This window comes from Bacillus sp. 491mf, from assembly GCF_900112415.1.
In the GTDB taxonomy this organism is placed as follows: domain Bacteria; phylum Bacillota; class Bacilli; order Bacillales; family Bacillaceae_G; genus Bacillus_A.
Map to the genome: position 1 here is coordinate 56089 of NZ_FOLV01000007.1, position 24825 is coordinate 80913.

Consider the following 24825-nt stretch of genomic DNA (forward strand, 5'->3'; position numbering starts at 1 on the left):
ATGTTCGTATCATATCGTTGGTTACAAGAGTATGTAGATATTAAAGATGTAACGGCACAAGAATTAGCAGATAAAATCACGAAAAGTGGTATTGAAGTAGAAGGCGTGGAAGTATTAAATAAAGGCGTAAAAGGTGTTGTCGTTGGTCACGTATTAGAGTGCGAAAAACACCCGGAAGCTGATAAGTTAAGCAAATGTTTAATCGACATCGGCGAAGAAGAGCCAGTACAAATCATTTGCGGTGCTCCTAATATTGCAAAAGGTTTAAAAGTACCAGTTGCAAAAGTTGGTGCTGTTCTTCCTGGTAACTTCAAAATTAAAAAAGCAAAGCTACGCGGTGAAGCTTCTCACGGTATGGTTTGTTCCTTACAAGAGCTTGGCGTTGATGGGAAATTAGTTGCAAAAGACTATGCAGAAGGTATTTTCATTTTCCCAAGTGATGTGGAAGTTGGTGCAGATGCACTTGAAATCTTAAATTTACATGATGAAGTACTTGAATTAGGATTAACGCCGAACCGTGCGGATTGCTTAAACATGTTAGGCGTTGCGTATGAAGTAGCAGCAATTTATGGCCTTGAAGTGAAACTTCCAGCAGCAAACTTACAAGAAGCGGCAGAAAAAACATCTGATTATATTTCTGTAAGTGTAGAAGCAACAGAACAAAACCCATTATACATGGCAAAAATGGTGAAAAACGTAAAGGTTGGTCCATCACCAATGTGGATGCAAACGCGTCTTATGGCAGCTGGCATTCGCCCGATTAGCAACGTAGTTGACATTACAAACTACATTTTAATTGAATACGGTCAACCATTACATGCATTTGACTACGATAAATTAGGTTCAAAAGAAATCGTTGTTCGTCTTGCAAAAGAAGGCGAAAAGATTCAAACATTAGACGATCAAGAACGTACATTACAAGCGCATCATCTTGCGATTACAAACGGCACAAAAGCATTAGCTGTTGCTGGTGTAATGGGCGGAGCTGAATCTGAAGTTGATAACGATACAGTAAACGTTCTAATCGAATCTGCATACTTCGAAGGTCAAACGGTGCGCCGCGCATCAAAAGACTTAGGTCTTCGCAGTGAATCAAGTGCACGTTTCGAAAAAGGAATCGACCCAACACGTACATTCGAAGCAATTCAACATGCAGCTGCTTTAATGGCAAAATACGCTGGTGGCGAAGCGCTTGAAGGTGTAGTAGAAGTTGATAACTTACAAGTACAAGAACGTACAGTATCAGTTACAGCTGAAAAAGTAAATCGAGTATTAGGTACAGAGATCTCTGCAAGTGAAATGGGTACAATCTTTACAAACTTGAAGTTCCCATTCACAGAAGTAGAAGGAACATTCCATGTAAACGTACCAGCACGTCGTCCTGACATTACAATTGCAGAAGATTTAGTAGAAGAAGTAGGTCGTCTGTATGGTTATGATCATATTCCAGTTACATTACCAGCAGGAACAATGACGCGTGGTAAATTAACAGTAGCGCAAGCAAAACGTCGTAAAGTACGTCGCTACCTAGAAGGTGCTGGTTTATATGAAGCGATTACGTATTCATTGACAAGCGCTGATAAAGCGAAACAATATATGGTTGAGCCGAACGAAAAAGCTCCTGTAAACCTTGCACTTCCAATGAGTGAGGAACGCAGCCAGCTTCGTTTAAGCTTAATACCACAATTGCTAGAAGCAGTTTCATATAACAATGCTCGTAAAAACGACAGTGTTGCATTATATGAAGTAGGTTCTATCTTCTTACCAACAGCAGAAGATAAGCTTCCAAAAGAAGAACAACATCTTGCTGGCGTTATGACAGGTCTTGCTCTTCATCATGCATGGCAAGGTGAGAAGAAAGTTGTAGACTTCTTCGTTGTAAAAGGTGTATTAGAAGGATTATTCGATGTACTTGGCGTTGCAAGCAGCATCACATATGCTCCTGCAAAACGTGAAGGCATGCACCCAGGACGTACAGCCGATATCTTACTAGACGGAGAAGTAATTGGCTTCATCGGTCAATTACACCCAGAAGCGCAAAAACAATTAGATGTAAAAGATACATTTGTATTCGAATTATCTCTAGTAAAAGTATTTGCTGCTCGTGCAGAAGATACTTACTACACAACAATCCCGCGTTTCCCATCTATGACACGCGATATGGCCGTTGTTGTAACGAAAGAAGTAAAAGCTGGCGAAATGAAGCAAGTCATTAGCGAAGCGGGCGGAGAGCTTCTAAAAGAAGTAACATTATTCGACTTATACGAAGGTGAAAAAATGGAAGAAGGCAAGAAATCACTTGCATTCTCTATGAACTACGTCGACCCAGAACGTACATTAACAGATGAAGAAGTAACAGAAGCGCATAGCCGTGTATTAGCAGCGGTAGAAGAGAAATTTGGTGCGGAGTTACGTAAATAATTTTTTATATGTGAAAGAGAGGATTGTCACTCGTAATAAGAGTGATGATCCTCTTTTTTTATGAAAAGAAAAAATGGATGCAACCAAATACTGGTTTTTAGTATCTAATAGGGTGTAAAGAACATGAAAACAAGCGTATATTGAAATTAGTTAACAGGGGGTTCTGACATGGGGAAGCTAGAGGCCTTGGTGAAAAAGGCGAAAAAGGGTGATGGAGAAGCTTTTGTTTCTCTTGTGCAGCGCTATGAAGATGTGCTGTACAAAGTCGCAAGTAGATTGTTACAGAAAGATGAGGATGTCGCAGATGCGATGCAAGAAGCAATCACGGTGGCTTATGAGAAAATACATACACTTAAAAATGAAGAGTACTTTAATACATGGATTTGTAAAATATTAATTAATACATGTAACGGCATATTAAACAAAAGACAAAAAATTACGTTAGTAGAAGGGCACATTGAACAGAAACAAGACAAAAATGAATTTTTGAAAATAGAACTAGAAGACGCGTTAAATAGTTTAAAGAAGGATTATAAAGTAGCAATTGTTTTATATTACATTGTTGGGCTTAGTATAAAAGAAATGAGTGTGTTTTTAAAAGAACCGGAAGGAACGATTAAATCAAGACTTTCTAGAGCCAAATCGATATTACGTAATCATTATTACAGTGGTGAAGGAGCGAGCGTAAATGAAAAATAATTTCGAAAAGGAATTTCAGCATTTGCTACATGAAGAAAAAGAAATGCCTGGTATTGTTAGAAAGTCTTTAGATCGTTCCTATGATGTGATACGCATGCAATCGAAGAAAAAGAAAAGAAATGTAATATGGAGAAAATTTGCAGTCGCGGCTTGTTGTGTTGTGATAGCTGGTGGTGTTTTTACAAATGAGCATGTGCGAGCTAATATAAATAAATTATTTCATTTTAATGATAAAGGAATTGAGCGGGCGGTTGATGAAGGGTTTACACAAAAAAGCAATAGTACGGCTATTGATAAAGGGATTACAGTAGCACTTGACCGTTATTTTGCGGACACGAATAAATTAGGATTTAGTTTTCAATTGGTATTTGACGATACAAGTATATTCAAGAAAAAAGTAAAAGAAGTGTCTTTTGATTATCGATTAAAAAATGGTGCTGGTGAATATATTATGGAGTCTATTCCAGATACAAAGCCTTTGAAAGGTAAAAACATATATATGTCTAAAGCAGAAGATAAAAATCCATCTATAGACGGAAAGAACGGAAAGGTGCAATATGATGTAGTATTTGAATCGAATCAAGGAGCGATTCCTAAACTGACAGATGCGGTGTTAGAAGTTGAGAGCGTCAACGTTTTTTATGAGAATGATGAACTGAAAAAAATTGATGGAATATGGAATTTACCGATCAGCGCTAAAATGAAAGAAGGAACAACATCAACGGTTGAATATAAGTCAGCAGAAACAACGTCTAACATACAAATTATATCTGCGAAGACAAATCCAACTTCGCTTAATCTAACGTTTTCAGTTAATGAAGTAGTAGAAGATGAAAATACTTTTATGAATATGAAAATTATAGATGAAACAGGAAAAGAATATAAATCAAAAGGGTATAGCATGGATGTTAAAAATGACAAAACGACTGTCCATGTTAATTTCCCGATTACTTCTTATGACAAAGCGAATACATTGAAGCTCCAAATGAAGAAGTTTGGAGAAGTAGAGTTAGTTAAAAAATAAAGTACAATACAAGGGACAACTTGCATCTTTCAAAGGAATGTAGTACATTAATTTTAGTTTAACAAATAAAATGACGATGATAAGGAAAAGTAGTATATACTATAATCCAAAGCGAGTCAGGGACGGTGCGAGCCTGATGAGGCGGTATATGTGAAGAACACCTTGGAGTTGCTAACCGAAATTGAATTGTGTATTCAAGAGTAGACTTAGACGGGAATCCGGCCTGTTACAAACCGGGAAGTATGTGTAATACATACGAGTTAGAGTTGGTCTTTATGACAAATTGGGTGGTACCGCGAAGTTTAACCTTTCGTCCCTTTATGGATGGAAGGTTTTTTTGTATTTAAATATATGTAAAGGAGAATTTCAACATGGAAAACACATTAGTAAAAAGTCTGTATAGAGAAACTGATAAGTATGTAGACCAAAAAGTACAAGTATCAGGTTGGATCCGTAACTTACGTGATTCAAAAGTATTTGGTTTTATCGAATTAAACGACGGTAGCTTCTTTAAAAGCGTTCAAATCGTTTTCGATACGGAATTAGATAACTTTGCTGAAATTACGAAGCTTCCATTAAGCTCATCTGTTAAAGTAGAGGGAACGTTAATCGCGACGCCAACTGCAAAGCAGCCGTTTGAAATTAAAGCGAACAAAATCGAAATCGAGGGATTATCAGATTCTGATTACCCATTACAAAAGAAACGTCACACGTTTGAATATTTACGTACAATCGCTCATTTACGTCCAAGAACGAATGCATTCTCAGCAACGTTCCGCGTACGTTCTATCGCAGCATTTGCGCTTCATCAATTCTTCCAAGAGCGCGGCTTTGTACACGTTCATACACCAATTATTACAGGAAGTGATACTGAAGGTGCAGGTGAAATGTTCCGCGTAACAACGCATGATATGAACAATGTACCAAAAGGTGAAGATGGACAAGTAGACGACTCAAAAGACTTCTTCGGCAAAGAAACAAACTTAACAGTAAGTGGACAGTTGAATGCGGAAGCATATGCATTAGCATTCCGTGATGTATACACATTTGGCCCGACATTCCGTGCTGAAAACTCTAACACAACTCGCCACGCTGCTGAGTTCTGGATGCTTGAGCCTGAGATTGCATTTGCTGAATTAGAAGATGTAATGAATTTGACAGAAGATATGCTGAAATATGCAATGAAATACGTATTAGAGCATGCACCAGAAGAAATGGAATTCTTCAACAGCTTTGTTGATAAAACAGTTCTAGAGCGCATGAATAACGTAATCAACTCTGATTTCGGACGCATCACGTACACAGAAGCAATTGAAGTGCTTCAAAAATCTGGTGCAGAATTCAAATACCCAGTAGAATGGGGAATTGATTTACAAACGGAGCACGAAAGATACTTATCAGAAGAAGTATTCAAACGTCCTGTATTCGTAACAGACTATCCAAAAGATATTAAAGCGTTCTACATGCGCTTAAACGAAGATGGCAAAACAGTAGCTGCAACAGACTTACTTGTTCCTGGCATCGGCGAATTAATCGGCGGAAGTCAACGTGAAGAAAGAATGGATCTTTTAGTAGACAGAATTAAAGAGCTAGGCATGAATGAAGAAGACTACTGGTGGTACTTAGAGCTTAGAAAATACGGCGGTACAAAACATGCTGGATTTGGTTTAGGTTTCGAACGTTTCTTAATGTACATCACTGGTATGGCGAATATTCGTGACGTAATTCCATTCCCAAGAACACCAGGTTCTGCGGAGTTTTAAGATTGAAAAAAGGTATATCAACAGCGATTAAGCTGATTGATATACCTTTTTCTTTTTTTGAGCAGGGAGAGATGCGTAATAAAGAGAAACATTACGTAGAAGAGAAAGGAGCTGAATTTGTGAAAAAAAGAATGATGTGTTTCTTAGCGATCATGCTAATCAGTTTAAGTGCGTGTGGAAAGGAAAAAGAGAAACAAGAAAAAGTAGTTCCAACATCACAAGAGGCAGCGGTTGTTACGTTTCAAGGGAAAGAAGTAAAGGAAATTCAGCTAACATCTACGAAAACAAAAGGCACGAAAGTATTGAAAAAAGCAGATGATATAAAGCAGCTTGTATCAGCGATGGAGCAAGTTGGACTTGAGGAAAACGGCGATGAACCGAAAACACTCTCATTAGATAAAGAAGCTAAATCGGCTATTCATTACAATATGTCTATTGATTATAGTGATGGATCAATTGGAAAATACTTTGTTTGGATAGAAGATGACGGAGAAGTTGTAATTGGGCACAAGGATACGCCAGAGAAAGAACGTGTTGAGTTTTATGATTTGAAAGAAGCCTCAAAAAAAGTTGCAGAGACGTTTAAAATAGAGTAGTAAAAACAGATGAGCTGACTAAAGTTTACTTTTTAGTCAGCTCGTGCACATTTTAGTATGATCCAGTTCAGTAGCTCAGCTACTTTCATGTTGAGTATTGTCGAATGGTCTTTATCCCGCATTAACGGGCAGGAAAACCTAGAGAAGAGCAGGGAAGAAAACTGCCTGTAAAAGCCCGATTGGTGAGAGCTTTCCATCAGTGAGAAAAGCGTCACTGATAGAAGTTTCACTTTAAACTGTGTCGAAGCGCCGATATATCGGAAAAAGCGCTGATATATTGAGTGAGCCCCTTGTTTAGTCTATATACATCCTGTCCATACTGAGAAATAACTATTTCTTCAACAATCGAAACGCTTTTTCTGTATTTGCAAAATGTAATTTCACAAACTCAGGTAATCTTTCTTTCCCAAGCTTTTGAATTAATTTCGCGGCTGCGATATCGACTTGTTTCCCAGCGCCTTTCGGAAGTGGCATACCTGCTTTTTTGCTTAGCTCATCAAATTGTTTCACGAATGAATAGCGAGCTAAAATGGAAGCTGCTGCAACGGCGATATGTATGCTTTCGCCTTTTGTAGCGAAATAGACATTTTCACGCTGAACATTTTTTTGTTTGGCTAAATATTTATAATATGTAGCCGGCTGTGTGAACTGATCAATTAAGATGCCTTCTGGTTTCGTTGGTGCGATTTTCGCCAATAAGTTTGTAATAGCTTTATTATGAAGCAATGCTTTTAGGTGTCCTTGATTGTAGCCTTTTTCAAACATGTCGTTATATTTTTCGTTATGCAAAACGAGAGAGCTGTATGGGACAACTGCTAGTAGTTGTTTTGCAATTTCACAAATTTGTGTATCGTTTAAGCCTTTTGAGTCTTTGACGCCTAGTTCTTTTAATAATGGAATTTGCGTTGCATCGACGTATACCGCAACAACTGTCATCGGTCCAAAATAGTCTCCGGTTCCGACTTCGTCTGAACCGAGAATAGACATGGCACTGATAGACGCTGGTGGTGCGTAGGCATGGTGATCTACACTTCTCTTGACAGAATTTTTTGGCGGTGCAGCATTTGTCTGCCACTGACCCGCTTCTTCCACTGCACGGCCACCTTGAAACATGACTTTTCCAGATTTATAGGCTGTAATTGTGCAAGATGGAATCTTCGCCATGAAGATACCGCCTTGAGGAACTTTTGGTTGCACGGCTTGCGCGTACTTTGTTTTCATGTCTTCTATAACCGCAAGGCTTACTTGAATAACAATAGAATTTGACAAAATGGTTGCTCCTTTTTCATTATTTATATTTTTATCATATCGAATTGTTGTTTCTGTTTCCATATGATGTTTTTTCATGGTATGATAATCTTTAGGATTCTGTATGGGATTGGAGGACAGTAAGTTGTCACAACAAAAGGAAAATCGAAGTCGAATTAATGTAGAAATTTACGGCCAACAATATTCAGTTGTTGGCGATGAAAGTACAAGTCATATACGCATTGTCGCGGCGATTGTGGATGATAAAATGCGCGAACTGAATGCTAAGAATCCTTCGCTTGACACAAACCGATTGGCGGTGTTGACAGCAGTCAATGTCGTGCATGATTATATAAAATTAAAAGAAGAAAATGAAAAGTTGAAAGAAAGAATGAGTCAAAAAGGAATGGAATAACATGGTTGATATAATTATCATTTTATTGCTTGTGATGGGATTTCTTCTTGGTCTAAGAAGAGGATTAGTCCTGCAACTTGTAAAATTAGTAAGTTTTATTGTCGCTTATCTTGTGGCATATTGGTATTGCAAAGATTTAGCACCTGCATTGCAAAAGATTATTCCGTATCCATTTAAGCAAGAAGTAAATGTGCCGAATTGGATCGATGCAAATAGCATAGAAACAGTGTTTTACCAAGCCATTGCGTTTATCGCATTATTTATTGTTACAAAAATCGCGTTCACGTTACTTGGACAACTTTTAAATATGTTTACAGAAATTCCTGTTTTGAGACAGGTCAATGCACTAGGCGGAGCGATTTTAGGCTTTTTAGAAGTGTATATTATATTGTTCGTATTAATTGTAGTTGGTACGATACTTCCAATTGAACAAGTACAAACTTCGTTGAATCAATCATCAATAAGCAAAGTAATTGTAGATGATACACCAATTCTTTCTGAAAAAGTTAAGGAATTATGGCAGACAGGCAGCAAAGTATAACTTCTCTTTTTTAGAAAGAGAAGTTTTTTTCTATGATGGGAAGGCGGGAGAAGAATGAAAGTAAATAAAAAACAAGTGATTAAACTACTTGAGACAATTGCACTTTTCATGGAACTAAAAGGGGAAAATCCTTTTAAAATATCAGCATTTCGTAAAGCGGCAGCAGCATTAGAAAGCGATGATCGTAGCCTTTCAGAAATTGAAGATTTCACAAAAATACCAGGAATCGGAAAAGGAACAGCAGCCGTTATTGCAGAATATATTGAAGTTGGAGCATCAGAAGTGCTTACAGAGCTTGAAAAAGAAGTACCGAGCAGCTTATTACCGCTTTTGAAATTACCAGGTCTTGGTGGGAAAAAGGTCGCTAAGTTATATAAAGAACTTGGCGTTGTAGATATGGAAACTTTAAAGAAAGCTTGTGAGGAAAAGCAAGTGCAAGCACTTGCTGGGTTCGGTAAGAAAACGGAAGAGAAAATACTAGAGGCTATCGCACAAGTTGGTACTAGACCCGAACGTCTTCCGATAGCAATGGTGCTTCCTATTGCCGGGGAAATAGAGAGGAAATTGTCGAATATACCAGAAATTATTCGCTATTCTCGTGCGGGAAGTTTGCGCCGCGTTCGTGAAACAGTGAAAGATTTGGACTTTATTATTGCGTCATGGGAACCAGAAAAGGTGCGTGAGCATTTACTGCAGTTTGATAATATGATAGAAGTGATTGCAAGTGGTGATACAAAAGTTTCCGTACGCCTTCAATACGAATATGATATTTCGATTGATTTCCGTCTTGTGAAGCCGGAAGAGTTTATTACCACACTTCACCATTTCACTGGTTCAAAAGACCATAATGTAAGAATGCGCCAAATTGCAAAAGATAAGGGCGAGAAAATTAGTGAATATGGCGTTGAAAACTTAGAAACGGGAGAAGTACAAACATTCGAAACAGAAGAAGCGTTTTTTGCACACTTTGGACTTCCATTCATCCCGCCAGAAGTACGTGAAGATGGAAAAGAGATTGATCTCACTCTGCAATATCCGAATTTTGTTCAATTTCCTCATATTCAAGGTGATTTACATATGCATACAACGTGGAGCGATGGTGCTTTTTCTATTGAAGAAATGGTACAAGCATGCCGCGCTCGTGGATATAAGTATATGGCGATTACGGATCATTCTCAGTACTTGAAAGTAGCGAATGGATTAACGAAAGAGCGCCTTTTTGAACAACGAAAAGAAATTGAACGTCTGAATGAAAAGTATCCGGATATCACTATTTTACGTGGTATTGAAATGGACATTTTACCAGATGCAACACTAGATTTTGATGACGATGTATTAGCAGAGCTTGATTATGTCATCGGTGCCATTCATTCTAGTTTCTCACAAGACCGTGAAACAATTATGAAGCGTCTGCGCGCTGCAATTGAAAATCATCATGTAACAATGATTGCGCATCCGACAGGCCGATTAATTGGTCGCCGCGAAGGCTATGATGTCGATACAGACTTATTAATTGAGCTTGCGAAAGAAACAAATACTGTACTTGAATTAAACGCAAATCCAAACCGTTTAGACTTAAGTGCGAAGCTGCTAAAGCAAGCGCAAGATGCGGGTGTGAAAATCGCCATTAATACAGATGCTCATACGCTTGAAATGTTAGAGGATATGGAAATTGGCGTGGCAGCTGCGCGCAAAGGTTGGATTCAAAAAGATACAGTTATTAACACATGGGATATTGAACGTTTATTAGATTATATTAAGCGTAATAAGTAACACAAGGGGGACGTGCAACTATGTTAGAACGAACGTTGCGTGTATTAGAATATGAAAAAGTAAAAGAACAATTACTCGAACACGTTGCTTCTTCACTTGGACGAGATAAAGTAAAAGGGCTTGTACCAAGCACAGATTACGAAGAAGTAGTAGAAATGCAGGAAACAACAGATGAGGCAGCAAAAGTCATCCGTTTAAAAGGACATGTACCGCTTGGCGGGATCTTTGATATTCGCCCAAATGTGAAGCGTGCGAAAATTGGTAGTATGCTAAGCCCGCATGAACTTTTAGATATTGCAAGTACGATGTATGGTAGCCGCCAGATAAAAAGATTTATTGAAGATATGATTGAAAATGGTGTGGAACTGCCGATTTTAGATACGTATGTAGCGCGCATTGTGTCTTTATATGATTTAGAAAAGAAAATTACAAATTGTATTAGTGATGGCGGAGAAGTAGTGGATAATGCGAGTGAAAAATTACGTGGTATTCGCCAGCAAATTCGCACAGCGGAAAGTCGCATTCGTGAAAAATTGGAAAACATGACGCGGTCTTCTAACGCACAGAAGATGTTGTCAGATGCAATTGTAACGATTCGTAACGATCGCTATGTAATTCCAGTTAAACAAGAATACCGCGGTGTCTATGGTGGTATCGTTCATGACCAGTCTGCTTCTGGTCAAACGTTATTTATCGAGCCGCAAGTCATTGTAGAACTGAATAACGCCTTGCAAGAAGCGCGCGTGAAAGAAAAGCAAGAAGTAGAACGCATTTTAATGATGTTAACAGAAGAAGTAGCAACTGAAACTGATATCATTTTAGAAAACGTCGACGTTGTGGCAGAGCTTGATTTCATTTTCGCAAAAGCTTTCTATGCAAAACGATTAAAAGCAACAAAACCAATTTTGAACAATGAGCGTTATATGAACTTGCGCCAAGCACGTCATCCGCTTATTGATCCGAAAGTTGTTGTGCCAAATGATATTGTACTTGGAAAAGAATTTACAACAATTGTTATTACAGGGCCGAATACAGGAGGTAAAACCGTTACATTAAAAACGGTAGGGATTTGTATTTTAATGGCGCAATCTGGTTTGCACATTCCTGTTTTAGATGAGTCCGAAATTTGCGTGTTTAAAAATGTGTTTGCCGATATCGGTGATGAGCAATCGATTGAGCAAAGCTTAAGTACATTCTCCTCTCACATGGTAAACATTGTTGAGATTTTAGAACAAGCTGACTTTGAAAGCTTAGTATTGTTTGATGAATTAGGAGCAGGGACAGATCCGCAAGAAGGGGCTGCACTTGCGATTTCCATTTTAGATGAAGTTTATAACCGCGGTGCGCGCGTTGTCGCAACGACGCATTATCCTGAATTAAAAGCATACGGCTATAATCGTGAACAAGTCATTAATGCAAGTGTTGAGTTTGATGTAAACACATTAAGCCCAACGTATAAATTGTTAATCGGTGTACCAGGGCGAAGCAACGCTTTTGAAATTTCAAAACGTCTTGGGTTATCTGACCGTGTAATTGACCGTGCTCGTGGTCACATTAGTACAGAATCAAATAAAGTAGAAAATATGATAGCGAAGCTAGAAGAAAGCCAAAAGAATGCTGAGCGTGAGTGGAATGAAGCAGAAGAGCTTCGTAAGCAATCTGAAAAACTTCATAAGGAAATGCAGCGTCAAATTATCGAATTTAACGAAGAACGTGATGAAAGATTACTAAAAGCACAAAAAGAAGGCGAAGAAAAAGTCGAAGCGGCGAAGAAAGAAGCGGAAGGAATTATTCGTGAACTTCGTCAATTGCGAAAAGCAAAGCTTGCTGACGTTAAAGATCATGAGCTAATTGAGGCGAAAAGCCGTTTAGAAGGGGCAGCGCCGGAGCTTGTGAAAAAACAACAAACAAAAGTGAAAAACACAGCACCAAAACAAGTGTTAAGACCAGGCGACGAAGTAAAAGTATTAACGTTCGGTCAAAAAGGTCAGCTTCTGAAAAAAGTAAGCGACAACGAATGGAACGTCCAAATCGGAATTTTGAAGATGAAGGTAAAAGAGTCTGATATGGAATATATTAACACGCCAAATCCTGTTGAGAAAAAAGCAGTGACAGCGGTAAAAGGAAGAGACTATCACGTTTCATTAGAACTTGATCTTCGTGGGGAACGTTTTGAAGATGCGTTAGCACGTGTAGAAAAATATTTAGATGATGCACAGCTTGCAAGCTATCCGCGCGTTTCCATTATTCACGGAAAAGGAACCGGAGCACTGCGTCAAGGTGTACAAGATTACTTGAAAAAACATCGCGGCGTGAAGAGCTTCCGTTATGGTGATATGGGCGAAGGCGGCCTTGGTGTTACAGTTGTAGAACTGAAATAGGAAACGAAGCAAAGGGGAAACGGCTATGTTTATGGACAAACTTGCAAAAGTATTGTTAGCTTGTTGCGGAACGTTTTTTATTATTGGGGTTATATATTTGATATTTTTTGCGAAATAAGGGAGAGGACACCGTTTTTGGTGTTCTTTTTCATTGTCTGTTTTCTAGGCACGGGTAGAAGATGTTTTGTATAATAGAGATGTTTACAGGAATAGAAGGAGACACTATGAATACAACAAAAAAACTGTTAGAGGAAGCAACTAATTTTATTACAGATTGCTACAACGAACTAGAAAAATCTCATGAAATACAAGATAGATTATTACAAATTGAATCTGAAATACAAATGACAGGAACGTATGAACATACTTTTGAGGAGCTTGTTCACGGAGCGCGAATGGCATGGAGAAATAGTAATCGCTGCATCGGTCGTCTGTTTTGGAATAAGCTTCATGTATTAGATGCACGTGATGTAAATGACGTAGAAGGTGTATACGAGGCACTGCTTCATCATATTCAATATGCAACAAACGACGGGAAAATCCTACCTACGATTACTATTTTTAAACAATATCAAAATGAGAAAAATCAAATTCAAATTTATAATCACCAATTAATTCGCTACGCAGGATATGAAACCGAGCATGGCGTGATCGGTGATTCTCATTCCCTATCCTTTTCATCATTTTGCCAAGAACTTGGCTGGAGTGGGAAAGGAACACATTTTGATGTGCTGCCGCTCGTATTTTCAATAGATGGAAATGACCCAGTGTATAGACCAATCCCTGAAGAATATGTAAAAGAAGTGCCGTTAGAACATCCAGAATATCCATTTTCCTCTTTGGAAGCAAAATGGTACGGTGTTCCGATGATTTCTGATATGCGTTTAGAAATTGGCGGGATTTCTTATACAGCTGCTCCGTTTAACGGCTGGTATATGGGAACAGAAATCGGTGCGCGCAACTTAGCTGATCAGGATCGTTATAATCTGCTTCCAGCTATTGCGGAGATGATGGGATTAGATACATCAAGAAACAGTACACTTTGGAAAGACAAAGCATTAGTAGAATTAAATGTGGCAGTATTACACTCTTTCAAAAAACAAGGCGTAACGATTGTCGATCACCATACAGCGGCGCAGCAGTTTAGTCAATTTGAGAAGCAAGAAGCAGCATGTGGCCGTTTAGTCACAGGGAATTGGGTGTGGTTAATTCCGCCTATATCTCCTGCAGCGACGCACATTTATCATAAGCCTTATCCAAATCAAGTACTTACACCTAATTTTTTTCATAAAAAAGGGTAAGAGCTTGTTGTATGGATAAAAGAATAACATGTTATAGTTAGAAGGGACCGTTTAATGGCGATACTTATATAAACGGCCCTGTTTTATTTTTGTGCTTCTAACATAGAGTGGTTTCATACATAAGAAAAGATGTGGTAAAACTTCTGACTTCGTATAGAGCCTTTCTTAATAGCTAGAAAGCATTGGAATGGAAAGGTAGGATATGGAATGAAAACAGAAGTTATTTTAAAGGTTAAGACGAAATACGCAAACGAATTAAAAAGTGGTTATCCACTTATTTCGAAAGAAGCGATTATAAATTTACAGGATGTAAATACAGAAGGTACAATCGTAAAACTTGTAGATGATAAAAATAAGTTTATCGGTACAGGATATTACGGCAAACAAAACAAAGGATATGGCTGGATTTTAACAAGAAAAGAACAGGAACAAATCGACCAAGCCTTCTTTGAAAAGAAAATTAAATCTGCTTTAAGTAAACGTAAAAGTTTCTATGAAGATACAGATACAACAGCATTTCGCGTGTTCAACGGTGAAGGCGATGGAATCGGTGGCTTAATCATTGATTACTATGATGGATATTACGTAATTAGTTGGTATAGCGAAGGCATTTATCAATTTAGTAAAGAGATTATCGCTTCCTTACAGAATGTGACTACATTTAAAGCGATCTATCAGAAAAAGCGCTTTGATACAAAGGGACAATATATTGAAGAAGACGATTTCGTAACAGGAGAACGCGGAGAGTTTCCGATTATCGTCAAAGAGAATGGTGTTAACTTTGCGGTATATTTAAACGACGGAGCAATGGTCGGTGTCTTTTTAGATCAACGTAATATAAGAAAGCAAATTCGCGACAAATATGCAAATGGCAAGACAGTCTTGAATATGTTCTCCTATACAGGTGCGTTTTCTGTCTTTGCAGCACTTGGCGGAGCGGTAAAAACAACAAGCGTAGACCTTGCGAACCGCAGTTTAAGTAAAACAATTGAGCAATTTAGCGTGAACGGCGTTGATTACGAAGCGCAAGATATTATCGTAGAAGACGTATTTCACTATTTCAAATATGCAGTAAAGAAAGCACTGAAGTTTGATATGGTCATTCTAGATCCACCAAGCTTTGCGCGTTCAAAAAAATATACATTTAGCGCTGCTAAAGATTATAAAAACTTATTAAAAGAAGCAATTGCGATTACAGAAAATAATGGTATTATTGTCGCTTCTACAAATTGTAGTACTTTCGGTATGAAAAAGTTCAAAGGCTTCATTGATACAGCATTTAAAGAAATGAACGGCAAGTATAAAGTATTAGAAGAACATTCATTATCAGAGGACTTCCGAACGATTTCACAGTTTCCAGAAGGTGATTATTTAAAAGTAGTGTTTATTAAAAAAATAAAGTAAAAACCTTTTTTAGATGGGCGAGGGCATCCGGCCATGCATAGAAGCGGTCAGTGCCTATTCCTGCCACAAAATAAAGGGAAAAAGCGAATGCATGTCATGGCTGGTCTTGCATATTAGTAACTTATAGGTTGAAAAATCAAAATGGGTTTATTTAACCTTTTAAAGTAAGAGCGTTTCTCTGTAATGAGAAATGCTTTTTATTTTCGCCAAAATTAAAATGATATTTCAATAACAATAATAATATAATGAAAAACAGTATGAATTTATTGTAAAACGATAAATTGTGTGCTAAAATCATGTTGCTATTAAATAAGTGAGGTGTTTTAAATGAATGGTAAACGAGGTTCAACCACTTTCTTAAAGGTAATTATTTTTCTAGCTGGAATTGCAGTTCTTGCTTTATGTATATTTTTAGTTCCCCATATGGCGAATTTCGCAGCAAAACTGTATCCAAATATTGCCCCAATGAAATATCTCGTTTTCATCGTGATGTATGGAGCGGCTGTGCCTTTTTACTTTGCTCTCTATCAGGCTTTCAATCTTTTACGGTACATTGACGAGAACACAGCGTTCTCGGAATTATCTGTAAAGGCGTTAAAGAACATAAAGTGTTGTGCGATTACAATCAGTGGTTTGTATGTATTAGGTTTGCCACTCTTTCATTTTATAGCGAAGAAAGTTGACCCTCCTATTGGATTAATGGGACTCATCATCATGTTTGCTTCGTCGGTTATCGCCGTTTTTGCTGCTATCCTCCAACGGCTTCTACAAGAAGCGATTAACATAAAATCAGAAAATGATTTGACGGTCTGAGGTGGAGGATATGGCAATTATTATTAACATTGATGTGATGTTAGCAAAACGAAAAATGAGCGTAACGGAGCTTTCGGAGAGGGTTGGAATTACTATGGCGAATCTTTCTATTCTGAAAAATGGGAAAGCAAAAGCAGTTCGTTTTTCAACATTAGAAGCGATATGTAAGACTTTGGATTGTCAGCCAGGTGATATTTTGGAGTACAAAAGCGATGAAGACACTCAATAAACGCAAAGAAGGGATAGCTTAATGGCTATCCCTTCTTTGCGTTTATTGATGTGATTTGCAATGTTTGCAAATCAAAAGGGAACCCGTTAGATAAAATGAGCTCCTTTTTTATTGTACAATGTGCTGTACTCTGCCAACCTGTCCGTCTTGTAAACGCACTTTTATGCCATGTGGATGAGAAGGTGAGTTTGTCAAAATGTCTTTCACTATTCCTCGCGTTAACTTTCCAGTACGCTGATCTTGCTTTAGTACAATATCAACTTCGAGACCAGGCGATATATTTGCGCGTTTCTGCCCGTTCATTTATACACCTGTGCGTCTGCGTTGATTGTTTGGCTTCTTCGTTTGTTGATTTTGCAGCTTCTTCGTTGCTTGATTTTGATTTTTCGCATTAGCTCCATTTCCATTTCCTTGCTTTTTCTTCGCAAGTTGCTCACGCATTACATCGGCTAAGCTTACTTTTTTATTTTCTGACATATGAAATCTCCTTTTATATACAGTGAATTGTAAACAATCATAGTGAACTCCATCATATCATTGTTGAGGGGAGAAATGAAGCGGGTCTATAGAGAAATAAGAAGTTCATCAATTAAAAACGACATTAACCCCTTTTTTTAGGGTGGGCGAGAGCGTCTGGCGGTGCATGGAAGCGGTCAGAGGCTTTTCCTGCCACATGTGAAGTAAAAACAGAAAGAGTGAACGGATATGTTGTCTATCTTTGGTGATGTAATAAACATGAAGGGAGCGTGATTGATTGTAAATAGTTTATGAAGAACTATAATTTTTTAATTATTTTTTTATGTTCACAAAAATTTTTGAACCTTTTTTCGTAATAGAGCGAATATAAGAGTGAAAAATACTTTAGGGGAAAAGGCTCAAAAAAATTTAGTATTAAGTGACAATGGAAATCAAAGATATTTCGAACACGACTGTGAATATAGTAACGGTTGTGGAAAGGCTGGTGAGTGATAAAGACTGGTATTATGAAAGGGATGGGTAGAAAGCGAACATAACATTGTAAAATGGCACTATATACAGTAGGAAGTTATACACCCCTTAGAAAGAGGTTCAACAATTAAGTGAATCTAGAAATATAGACTATTTTACGAGAGGCAGAGGGGGTTCTAAACGTGGACAAAACAGAATGGCAAGAATGGTTAGAAAGGCTGGTTGCTGGAGACCAAAAGGCCTTTCAACATATATATGAAGCGACGAGTAAAGATGTATATCGAACGGTATCGTTTCTCGTTGTAGATCAGCACGATGTAGATGACATTGTGAATGGAGTTTATATTCGTATGTGGAAATCATTTGCGAAATATGATCCTAGTCGTCCGTTTTCATTTTGGCTACATAGTTTAATTGTGCATGAGGTACAAGATTGGAGAAGGAAATTGTGGCGCAGATTCCGGATTCTCGAGAAGAGCAAAGAATTTTGGCAGGGCCGTGTTGAGAGGTCACAAGTACTTCGTAGCAAGGACTTGGCATCTGGAAGGAATTTGGAAGGGATGCGTGAATTACGAGAAGATTGCGCGGAGGGATTGTAAACGTAAACGGTGTGAGAATCGGTTGAACGTTGTCGGGCGGAGCGATGCTGCTTTGCTGAGTTTGAATCGTTTGTGCGGTGTTTAAAGATGGATTGACGACTTGTCCACATAAAAATGCAAACTTGGCAACTTCGGTTGGATTATACGTATTTTGCCAATCTAACACGGATACTGTGACAGTTTGGGGCATGTTGAAATCTTCATTTAAAAGCGTGACAATCACGATTTCGGTATTGGGGTTTCTCCATATAGATCCTGTCGTAAATACAGCGGATTCCCTTGGATAGTTTGGAGCTGGAGCAGGATACCCATAAGAATTAAAGTGTTTTGCTGACAAGAATAATAAAACTCCTTTCTTTTAGAATGTAATTTAATTATATGCCATTGCGTCCTTTTTGCTTGTATGCTTGTCCGATTCATAATGTTATTGAATATTTTGTTTTTTTATGGGAAATAAAAGTCGTTTAAAAGAAATTGTATTCATATATATAAGAAATTAACGGTATCAAAGAATGAACACGGTTATATGTATATGTGATTCACTCCGTATATTGTATTTACCAAATTCAACCACCATATTACAATGTAAATATAAATTTTCAAGAAAACGGGTGATGGTGTGCAGCATAAAATTTTATTAGTAGAAGACGATATTTCTATTCAAGAAATGGTGAGGGGGTATTTAACGAAAGAGGGATTTATTGTAGCGGTAGCTTCTGATGGAGAGGAAGGAATGACGAGGTTTTTAGAAGATCAGTTTGATTTAATTATTCTTGATATTATGATGCCTAAAATAGATGGCTTAGAAGTGATGAATATGATTCGGAAAAAGAGCTCTGTTCCGATTTTAATTATGTCCGCAAAGGATACGGATCTTGATAAGGCGTTAGGACTTGGACTCGGCGCAGATGATTATATTTGTAAGCCGTTTTCTATGATTGAGTTATCCGCACGGGTGAAGGCTGGAATTCGCCGGTCAACTACGTATTCCGCTCCGCAGCAAAAGCAAGATGACATGATTGTAATTGGGAATTTGAAAATTGATACAGCTAATTTTACTGTTCAGAAAAATAATGAAGCTATTAAACTTACATCGAAAGAGTTTGAGCTTTTAAAGTTATTTGCGAGCAATCAAAATCGCGTGTTTACGAAGGCACAAATTTATAGCTTAATTTGGAATGAAGAATATTACGGTGATGAGAATGTCATTAATGTCCATATGAGAAGGTTGCGGGAAAAAATTGAGGACGATCCCTCTCAGCCGCAGTACATTAAGACGTTATGGGGCATCGGTTATAAACTGGAAGTGATATAGAATGGTTGTATTTTTAACGGCAATTATTTTTTTATTAATTGGTATCATTTATTTTCAATATCGCACAGGAAAAAATCGAAGTGCAAATTTACGTTATACATATGAAAAGCTTCATATGATTCTAGAAAAGAAAACGAGTGAAAATTTATTAGTTTTGACAGATGATAAAGAGTTGAAGTCATTATTAGTGGCAATCAATTATTTATTAGATGAAAAGAAAAAAACAATTGCGAAGCATTCAAAACTGGAAATCTCCATGAGAAAGATGCTTTCTAACATTTCGCATGATTTAAAGACCCCGCTTACTGTGGTTCTTGGTTATGTGGAAATTTTAAATGTAGATAAAACGATAAGTGAAGAAGATCGGAAAGTATTACTAGAAAAAGTTCATACGAAAACGTTAGAAGTGCTCGATCTTATACATGAATTTTTCGATCTTGCCAAATTAGAATCTGGCGATAAAGACATTGAAATGACGCGAGTTTATATGAATGAAATTTGTCAGGAACATATGCTGTCATTTTATGATTTATTAACAACGCAAGGATTTGACGTTCATATCGATATACCGGAAACACCGATATACGCGCACGGAAATACAGAAGTGCTCGGAAGGATTATGAATAACTTAATTTCAAATGCAATTGCTTACGGGGGAGACGGAAAAACATTAGGGGTTACACTTCGAAGTGATGATCAATTTGTGTACGTGGACATATGGGATAAAGGGAAAGGAATCTCTGAATCTCATATTGATAAAGTGTTTGAACGGATGTACACATTAGAAGATTCACGCAATCGTTTGTATCAAGGAAGTGGACTTGGACTTACGATTACGAAGCGTCTTGTAGAAGCATTAGGGGGAGAAATTCATCTATCTAGTACGCCCTATGAGAAAACAGTATTTACGATTATGTTAAGAAGAATCAATTTTTAGCTTGTAGAAAGAGCAATTCTACAAGCTTTTTTAACTTAAGAAATTTGTAAGGAATAGGTAAGAAAAAAGAGAATTTCATTTCTTATTATATAAATATAGAGCGGGAGCGAAAGGGGAATGAACGATGACGTACGTATTGAAAACGAATCAATTAACGAAAGTGTTTCACGGTAAAGAAGTTATTTCTAACGTAAATATGCATGTGAAACAAGGGGAAATATATGGATTTCTTGGACCAAACGGTGCTGGTAAAACAACGATTATGAAAATGATTACGAATTTAATTAAACCGACGAGCGGCGAGATTGAGATTTTCGGTGAGAAATTAACAAATACATCATATGAAGTACTAAAACGAATGGGGACAATTATTGAATATCCAATTTTTTATGAAAAACTAACAGCTAAAGAGAATTTGAATTTACACTGCGAATATATGGGGTTCTATGACAAGAAAGCAATTGATCGAGCGTTAGACCTTGTAAATTTACACAATGTTGATGATAAGCAAGTAAAAGATTTTTCACTTGGGATGAAGCAGCGACTAGGGATAGCAAGAGCGATTACAACAAAACCAGAGTTGTTAATTTTAGATGAACCAATCAACGGTTTAGATCCAATCGGTATTAAAGAGTTACGAGAATTATTTAAAATACTTTGTAAAGAATATGGAATTACGCTGTTAGTGTCTAGCCACATTTTAGGTGAAATGGAACAAATGGCAGATACAATTGGTGTCATTCAAAACGGAAAGCTAATAAAAGAAGTTTCCATGAAAAGTATTAATGGGCAACAAACGGAGTATATTGAAGTTACTGTTCAAGATGTGAAACAAGCAGCTTATCTGTTAGAAAATAGACTGCACCTGACAAATTATAAAATTATGGGTGGAAATATAATTCGCATTTATGACACGTCAGTAACGCAGCAAGCTATTTCAAAAACATTGATTATGAATGATATAGAAATTGAGAGTATCAATAAAAAGAATAGTTCATTGGAAGAGTACTTCTTAAATCTTATGAATGGAGAGGGAATCCATGCTTAATTTAATAAGATTAGAACTTGTTAAATTTAAATTATGGCCAGTCATTAAAGGAGCTTTCATTGCACTTCTTATTATGCTGGGTTTTGTTACATTAATTATGCTTGATGGGGAATTTAAAAGTTACGATGATGCTTTTCGGTTTATTGATATTTTTGTGAAAGCAACCTTTATGATATTTGGCGCAAGTTTAATTGCTAAATTTATTATTCAAGAATTTAAAGAAAAGACAATGACAGTCATGTTTATGTATCCGATTAATCGTAAAAAAATGATGATTGCAAAATTGTTCATTATTATGATCTTTACATTTCTTTCGATTGTTATTTGTGACATTGTAATTTTTAGTTTCTTTTATGGATTAAATGTATATTATTCAGTCATAACAGAGCCATTAACGATGACAGTTCTTTTGCCAAATGCATCTAAATTATTAATGAATGCCATTGCGGCAACTGGAATTAGTTTAATTCCCTTATATTTTGGTATGAAAAAGTATTCAGCGCGGACAACGATTGTATCGGCGGTTATTATTATGTCCCTACTAACATCGAGCTTAAGTGGCCATTATTCCTTATATGATATTATTTTGGTCCCTATTACATTAGCTTGCATTGGACTATTGATTGCCTATATGACTGTAAGAAAAATAGAGCAAGTGGATCTGTTTAAATAAATTAGGTGAACTAGGAGGAGAGTCCATTATGCTACACCTCATGAAGCTAGAAATGAAAAAGTTTAAATTTGGTTGGTATGTAAAAGGAGCGTTGCTTGCTAACGTCATTATTACGACTTTGTTCATTTCCATGAACTATATACAGGAAGTAGAAAAAGATTTCATTATGACGAATGCTGAGGATGCTTTTTTATTGATAGGGACAATGGTAAGGGCGACGTTTATTGTGTTTGCTGCAGTATTACTTTCGCAATTAGTTATTGAAGAATATAAAAATAAGACAATCATGCTTATGTTCTCTTATCCGGTTAAGCGGAAGCAACTCTTTGCTAGTAAATTAGCCATTATAGCGATACTGACATTTATAACAATTTGGTTATCTAACATAATCGTTACAGGTGCGGTCTTTGTTTTACATGGATATTTTTCGTTTATATCATATTCGATCACATTTACTGACTGGATGCAGCAAGCGATCACCATGATTCCATTTGCAGTCGCTGCTGCAGGTACAAGTTTAATTCCGCTATACTTCGGAATGCGTAAATATTCTGTTCCGATCACAATTGTATCATCATTGCTTGTCGTTTCATTCGCTTGCTCTAATAATCCAGGATTCTCGGTGGTCGTGATTATTCCCGTTCAGTTTGTCCTTGCAGCTGTTGGACTGATGATTGCCTACTTAGCAATTCGAGACATTGAGAAAAAGGATGCGATTTAGAAAGGGATATAAGGGCGACGAGAGCATCTGGCCGCGTATAGAAGCGGTCAGGGCCTTTTTCTACCACATGCGAGGTTTAAAACAGAGGGAGAAAGCAAGTTGCGGTCATGGTGTATTTCAAAGACTTATATGTCGAATATCTATTTAGGGGGAACGGTTATGGATTTACTTGTACTTAATCTGGTAGGTGGATTGATAATACTTTTAATAGGAGGAGTCTTATATTACAGAAAACCAGAGAAGAAGTCTTTTTTACTTTTACTGATGATAGGGACAGTAAGTATAATTATAAATGGAATTAGAATGCTTTTATAATAGGTTATGATAACTGTGAGCCACAATTATAAGAAAAACGCACTCATCTGAGTCCGATAGAATATCGAACGCAGGTGAGTGCGTAACCATATAACTCTTTTGTTTACTTGATAGGAAAAATTAGTTCTTTATTCTCATAAACTCCAACAAATCATCAAAAACCTCCTGTTGATTTTTCCATAATTCAGGTAAGTTATCTAAGGGGAAAAATTTTAGCTGTAAGCTTTCTTCGTTATCAGTATGTAATGTTCCGTGAAAATCCTTGCAAATATAAGTCAATTTCACTAAGGCAACTTGATCACCGTTAGCAAGCGTTCTTTCGTATTTCTTTCCAGAATACACATTAAAGAATTCAAGTTTACCTAATTGTAAGCCTGTTTCTTCAAACACTTCTCTTCTTGCTGTATCTTCAACTGTTTCGCCAAACTCCATAAATCCCCCAGGTTGTCCCCACTTGCCGTTATCAGATCGTAATTGCAGAAGCACTTCATTTTTTTCGTTCAATACAAAACAACCTGCGACCACCATAATTACTTTTTCATGCCCAACCATATTTCGTAAATAACTTATATAATCCATATGTTTCAGCTCCAATATTCATTTGTATCCATTATAAATGATTCCAGAGAAATTTGTTTTGTTCGTATAGAAGAGCTGATCTAAAAAGGTACATAATTGCCTTTTGAAGTCGGTCCTTTTTTCCGTTATCGACTGTTCCTCGCAATATATCAGCGCTTTTCACGATATATCGACCACTTTTTAGAATATATCGGCGCTTCGACGATGTTTGACATACAGGTAGTCGATTCACTGAGCTGAATAAAAGTGAAAGAATAAGAAGCTGCCCAAAAGTGAAACTTTCGGGCAGCTTCTTAGTAAGCAAACATTACCTCTTTGGCTCTTCCATTCCAGCTGCAGCCCATTCTTCTTTTGCCGGGCCGTAAATGCCAGGAACTTTCAATCCTGCCTGGCGCATAAGGACTGTCATTTGTCCGCGGTGGTGGTTTTGGTGATTGATGATCGTCATAAGAAAGATTGAATTGGGCATTTGCTGTCCGAAGAAGTCATTTAAAGTAGCTAAGTCTTTGTCTGTCCATTGTGTTTGAATTGCTTCAACAAATGCACTGGCAGTTTGACGATAGCTATCTGCAATAAACTGAGCTGAAGTTGGAACAGGGAAGTCATTCGCCGGTGCGTCAAACTGGAGTCCTGTGCGGGATGCGATAACAGGAATAGCTTCCACAATATGCCATGCAATGCGTCCTAACGTCCAATTGTCCGGTGTAATTTCTTGTGTCAGTGATTCATCAGTTAGCATATCTAATACTTTTTGTGTTGAATCTGCTTCGTATTTCCATGCTTTTAAAAAACCTTCTACAGTTTGGAACATAGAAAAAACCTCCTATGGTTAGATTCAAATGGTAAATTCGTGAAAGTTTTGTCGTTTCCTTCTAAAAAGAAAATATTTTTGCTTGTCCTTTTCGTTATTAGCTAGAGTTATTACACCTAGAGAATATTTGTAGGTTGGTAATAGATGGTCAATAGTCTGAATATTATGATTGTAACAGGGCAATCCCTATACTATAATGAAAATAAGCAACATGAATACACATTCATTTATGTTAGAACGGGCGTACCGCAGAGAAGTTATGTTTTTATAA

At 37.2% G+C, this 24825-nt stretch carries 24 protein-coding genes, 1 pseudogene and 1 other annotated feature; of the genes and pseudogenes, 20 read left to right on the forward strand and 5 right to left on the reverse strand.

The window, feature by feature from the left end:
* The 5 genes from pheT (at window position 1) to BM211_RS09415 (ending at window position 6503) form a co-directional block, all read left to right on the forward strand.
* Window positions 1-2421, forward strand: coding sequence for a phenylalanine--tRNA ligase subunit beta (gene pheT, locus BM211_RS09395; RefSeq protein WP_035431700.1), 2421 nt, complete (start codon window positions 1-3; stop codon window positions 2419-2421).
* A 168-nt stretch (window positions 2422-2589) separates the two neighbouring features.
* Window positions 2590-3120, forward strand: a complete 531-nt coding sequence (locus BM211_RS09400) for a sigma-70 family RNA polymerase sigma factor (RefSeq protein ID WP_035431698.1) — start codon at window positions 2590-2592, stop codon at window positions 3118-3120.
* Window positions 3110-4144, forward strand: a complete 1035-nt coding sequence (locus BM211_RS09405; RefSeq protein WP_035431696.1) for a DUF4179 domain-containing protein — start codon at window positions 3110-3112, stop codon at window positions 4142-4144. The genes BM211_RS09400 and BM211_RS09405 overlap by 11 nt, the downstream gene beginning before the upstream one ends.
* A 67-nt stretch (window positions 4145-4211) precedes the next feature.
* Window positions 4212-4465 (forward strand) — a binding site (T-box leader).
* 50 nt (window positions 4466-4515) lie between these two features.
* Window positions 4516-5907 carry an asparagine--tRNA ligase gene (gene asnS / locus BM211_RS09410; RefSeq protein WP_035431695.1) on the forward strand — a complete coding sequence of 464 codons (1392 nt, stop codon included), beginning with the start codon at window positions 4516-4518 and terminating at the stop codon, window positions 5905-5907.
* 2 nt (window positions 5908-5909) lie between these two features.
* The gene (locus BM211_RS09415) at window positions 5910-6503 is read left to right on the forward strand and encodes a hypothetical protein (protein WP_035431694.1); all 594 of its coding nucleotides are present in this window, start codon (window positions 5910-5912) and stop codon (window positions 6501-6503) included.
* A gap of 330 nt (window positions 6504-6833) precedes the next feature.
* Here the strand turns inward: BM211_RS09415 and rnhC are convergent, their stop codons facing one another.
* Window positions 6834-7772: a ribonuclease HIII gene (rnhC, locus tag BM211_RS09420; RefSeq protein ID WP_141771616.1), complete on the reverse strand. Its 939-nt coding sequence runs from the start codon at window positions 7770-7772 to the stop codon at window positions 6834-6836.
* 124 nt (window positions 7773-7896) lie between these two features.
* On the opposite strand from rnhC, the gene zapA reads away from it, so the two are divergent.
* The 8 genes from zapA (at window position 7897) to BM211_RS09465 (ending at window position 16608) form a co-directional block, all read left to right on the forward strand.
* Window positions 7897-8166: a cell division protein ZapA gene (gene zapA, locus BM211_RS09425; RefSeq protein ID WP_035431690.1), complete on the forward strand. Its 270-nt coding sequence runs from the start codon at window positions 7897-7899 to the stop codon at window positions 8164-8166.
* A gap of 1 nt (window position 8167) precedes the next feature.
* The gene (locus tag BM211_RS09430; protein ID WP_035431688.1) at window positions 8168-8707 is read left to right on the forward strand and encodes a CvpA family protein; all 540 of its coding nucleotides are present in this window, start codon (window positions 8168-8170) and stop codon (window positions 8705-8707) included.
* Between the two features lie 54 nt (window positions 8708-8761).
* Window positions 8762-10480 carry a DNA polymerase/3'-5' exonuclease PolX gene (gene polX / locus BM211_RS09435; RefSeq protein ID WP_035431686.1) on the forward strand — a complete coding sequence of 573 codons (1719 nt, stop codon included), beginning with the start codon at window positions 8762-8764 and terminating at the stop codon, window positions 10478-10480.
* 20 nt (window positions 10481-10500) lie between these two features.
* Window positions 10501-12861: an endonuclease MutS2 gene (locus BM211_RS09440; RefSeq protein WP_090996616.1), complete on the forward strand. Its 2361-nt coding sequence runs from the start codon at window positions 10501-10503 to the stop codon at window positions 12859-12861.
* 224 nt (window positions 12862-13085) lie between these two features.
* Window positions 13086-14162, forward strand: a complete 1077-nt coding sequence (locus BM211_RS09450) for a nitric oxide synthase oxygenase (RefSeq protein ID WP_090996623.1) — start codon at window positions 13086-13088, stop codon at window positions 14160-14162.
* Window positions 14163-14369: 207 nt separating this feature from the next.
* Window positions 14370-15566, forward strand: coding sequence for a class I SAM-dependent rRNA methyltransferase (locus BM211_RS09455; RefSeq protein WP_035431681.1), 1197 nt, complete (start codon window positions 14370-14372; stop codon window positions 15564-15566).
* A 327-nt stretch (window positions 15567-15893) separates the two neighbouring features.
* Window positions 15894-16379 (forward strand): DUF2975 domain-containing protein, encoded by a 486-nt coding sequence (locus BM211_RS09460; protein ID WP_035431679.1) that lies wholly within the window; start codon window positions 15894-15896, stop codon window positions 16377-16379.
* Window positions 16380-16389: 10 nt separating this feature from the next.
* The gene (locus tag BM211_RS09465; RefSeq protein WP_004434885.1) at window positions 16390-16608 is read left to right on the forward strand and encodes a helix-turn-helix domain-containing protein; all 219 of its coding nucleotides are present in this window, start codon (window positions 16390-16392) and stop codon (window positions 16606-16608) included.
* 108 nt (window positions 16609-16716) lie between these two features.
* On the opposite strand, the gene BM211_RS09470 is transcribed toward BM211_RS09465, so the two are convergent.
* Entirely contained in the window at window positions 16717-16911 is a 195-nt protein-coding gene (locus BM211_RS09470; RefSeq protein ID WP_035431676.1) for a YwbE family protein, read from the reverse strand.
* Window positions 16912-17085: a hypothetical protein gene (locus BM211_RS26420; RefSeq protein WP_090996626.1), complete on the reverse strand. Its 174-nt coding sequence runs from the start codon at window positions 17083-17085 to the stop codon at window positions 16912-16914.
* 653 nt (window positions 17086-17738) lie between these two features.
* Here BM211_RS26420 and BM211_RS09480 point away from each other — a divergent pair.
* The 7 genes and pseudogenes from BM211_RS09480 to BM211_RS26425 form a co-directional block, all read left to right on the forward strand.
* Window positions 17739-18056 (forward strand): annotated as a pseudogene (locus tag BM211_RS09480) (sigma-70 family RNA polymerase sigma factor); the annotation flags it as partial.
* A 718-nt stretch (window positions 18057-18774) separates the two neighbouring features.
* Entirely contained in the window at window positions 18775-19470 is a 696-nt protein-coding gene (locus tag BM211_RS09485) for a response regulator transcription factor (RefSeq protein WP_035431668.1), read from the forward strand.
* A gap of 1 nt (window position 19471) precedes the next feature.
* Window positions 19472-20407 carry a HAMP domain-containing histidine kinase gene (locus BM211_RS09490; protein ID WP_090996632.1) on the forward strand — a complete coding sequence of 312 codons (936 nt, stop codon included), beginning with the start codon at window positions 19472-19474 and terminating at the stop codon, window positions 20405-20407.
* Between the two features lie 124 nt (window positions 20408-20531).
* Window positions 20532-21455: an ABC transporter ATP-binding protein gene (locus BM211_RS09495; RefSeq protein ID WP_035431664.1), complete on the forward strand. Its 924-nt coding sequence runs from the start codon at window positions 20532-20534 to the stop codon at window positions 21453-21455.
* The gene (locus BM211_RS09500) at window positions 21448-22128 is read left to right on the forward strand and encodes an ABC transporter permease (RefSeq protein WP_090996635.1); all 681 of its coding nucleotides are present in this window, start codon (window positions 21448-21450) and stop codon (window positions 22126-22128) included. Before BM211_RS09495 ends, BM211_RS09500 begins: the two co-directional genes overlap by 8 nt.
* Before the next feature lie 28 nt (window positions 22129-22156).
* The gene (locus tag BM211_RS09505; protein ID WP_090996638.1) at window positions 22157-22849 is read left to right on the forward strand and encodes an ABC transporter permease; all 693 of its coding nucleotides are present in this window, start codon (window positions 22157-22159) and stop codon (window positions 22847-22849) included.
* Between the two features lie 159 nt (window positions 22850-23008).
* Window positions 23009-23164: a hypothetical protein gene (locus tag BM211_RS26425; protein ID WP_090996641.1), complete on the forward strand. Its 156-nt coding sequence runs from the start codon at window positions 23009-23011 to the stop codon at window positions 23162-23164.
* A 120-nt stretch (window positions 23165-23284) separates the two neighbouring features.
* On the opposite strand, the gene BM211_RS09515 is transcribed toward BM211_RS26425, so the two are convergent.
* Window positions 23285-23743 carry an NUDIX hydrolase gene (locus tag BM211_RS09515; protein ID WP_090996644.1) on the reverse strand — a complete coding sequence of 153 codons (459 nt, stop codon included), beginning with the start codon at window positions 23741-23743 and terminating at the stop codon, window positions 23285-23287.
* 307 nt (window positions 23744-24050) lie between these two features.
* Window positions 24051-24554, reverse strand: a complete 504-nt coding sequence (locus BM211_RS09525) for a DinB family protein (RefSeq protein ID WP_035431655.1) — start codon at window positions 24552-24554, stop codon at window positions 24051-24053.
* Window positions 24555-24825: the final 271 nt, after the last annotated feature.

Coding starts and splice junctions, on each gene's coding strand:
- BM211_RS09450 (WP_090996623.1), top strand. CDS start 13,086: ATGAATACAACAAAAAAACTGTTAGAGGAAGCAACTAATTTTATTACA.
- BM211_RS26420 (WP_090996626.1), bottom strand. CDS start 17,085: ATGTCAGAAAATAAAAAAGTAAGCTTAGCCGATGTAATGCGTGAGCAA.
- BM211_RS09465 (WP_004434885.1), top strand. CDS start 16,390: ATGGCAATTATTATTAACATTGATGTGATGTTAGCAAAACGAAAAATG.
- asnS (WP_035431695.1), top strand. CDS start 4,516: ATGGAAAACACATTAGTAAAAAGTCTGTATAGAGAAACTGATAAGTAT.
- BM211_RS09500 (WP_090996635.1), top strand. CDS start 21,448: ATGCTTAATTTAATAAGATTAGAACTTGTTAAATTTAAATTATGGCCA.
- BM211_RS09440 (WP_090996616.1), top strand. CDS start 10,501: ATGTTAGAACGAACGTTGCGTGTATTAGAATATGAAAAAGTAAAAGAA.
- polX (WP_035431686.1), top strand. CDS start 8,762: ATGAAAGTAAATAAAAAACAAGTGATTAAACTACTTGAGACAATTGCA.
- BM211_RS09400 (WP_035431698.1), top strand. CDS start 2,590: ATGGGGAAGCTAGAGGCCTTGGTGAAAAAGGCGAAAAAGGGTGATGGA.
- BM211_RS09460 (WP_035431679.1), top strand. CDS start 15,894: ATGAATGGTAAACGAGGTTCAACCACTTTCTTAAAGGTAATTATTTTT.
- BM211_RS09470 (WP_035431676.1), bottom strand. CDS start 16,911: ATGAACGGGCAGAAACGCGCAAATATATCGCCTGGTCTCGAAGTTGAT.
- BM211_RS09430 (WP_035431688.1), top strand. CDS start 8,168: ATGGTTGATATAATTATCATTTTATTGCTTGTGATGGGATTTCTTCTT.
- BM211_RS09495 (WP_035431664.1), top strand. CDS start 20,532: ATGACGTACGTATTGAAAACGAATCAATTAACGAAAGTGTTTCACGGT.
- BM211_RS09515 (WP_090996644.1), bottom strand. CDS start 23,743: ATGGATTATATAAGTTATTTACGAAATATGGTTGGGCATGAAAAAGTA.
- pheT (WP_035431700.1), top strand. CDS start 1: ATGTTCGTATCATATCGTTGGTTACAAGAGTATGTAGATATTAAAGAT.
- BM211_RS09505 (WP_090996638.1), top strand. CDS start 22,157: ATGCTACACCTCATGAAGCTAGAAATGAAAAAGTTTAAATTTGGTTGG.
- BM211_RS09490 (WP_090996632.1), top strand. CDS start 19,472: ATGGTTGTATTTTTAACGGCAATTATTTTTTTATTAATTGGTATCATT.
- BM211_RS09455 (WP_035431681.1), top strand. CDS start 14,370: ATGAAAACAGAAGTTATTTTAAAGGTTAAGACGAAATACGCAAACGAA.
- BM211_RS09525 (WP_035431655.1), bottom strand. CDS start 24,554: ATGTTCCAAACTGTAGAAGGTTTTTTAAAAGCATGGAAATACGAAGCA.
- BM211_RS26425 (WP_090996641.1), top strand. CDS start 23,009: ATGGATTTACTTGTACTTAATCTGGTAGGTGGATTGATAATACTTTTA.
- BM211_RS09405 (WP_035431696.1), top strand. CDS start 3,110: ATGAAAAATAATTTCGAAAAGGAATTTCAGCATTTGCTACATGAAGAA.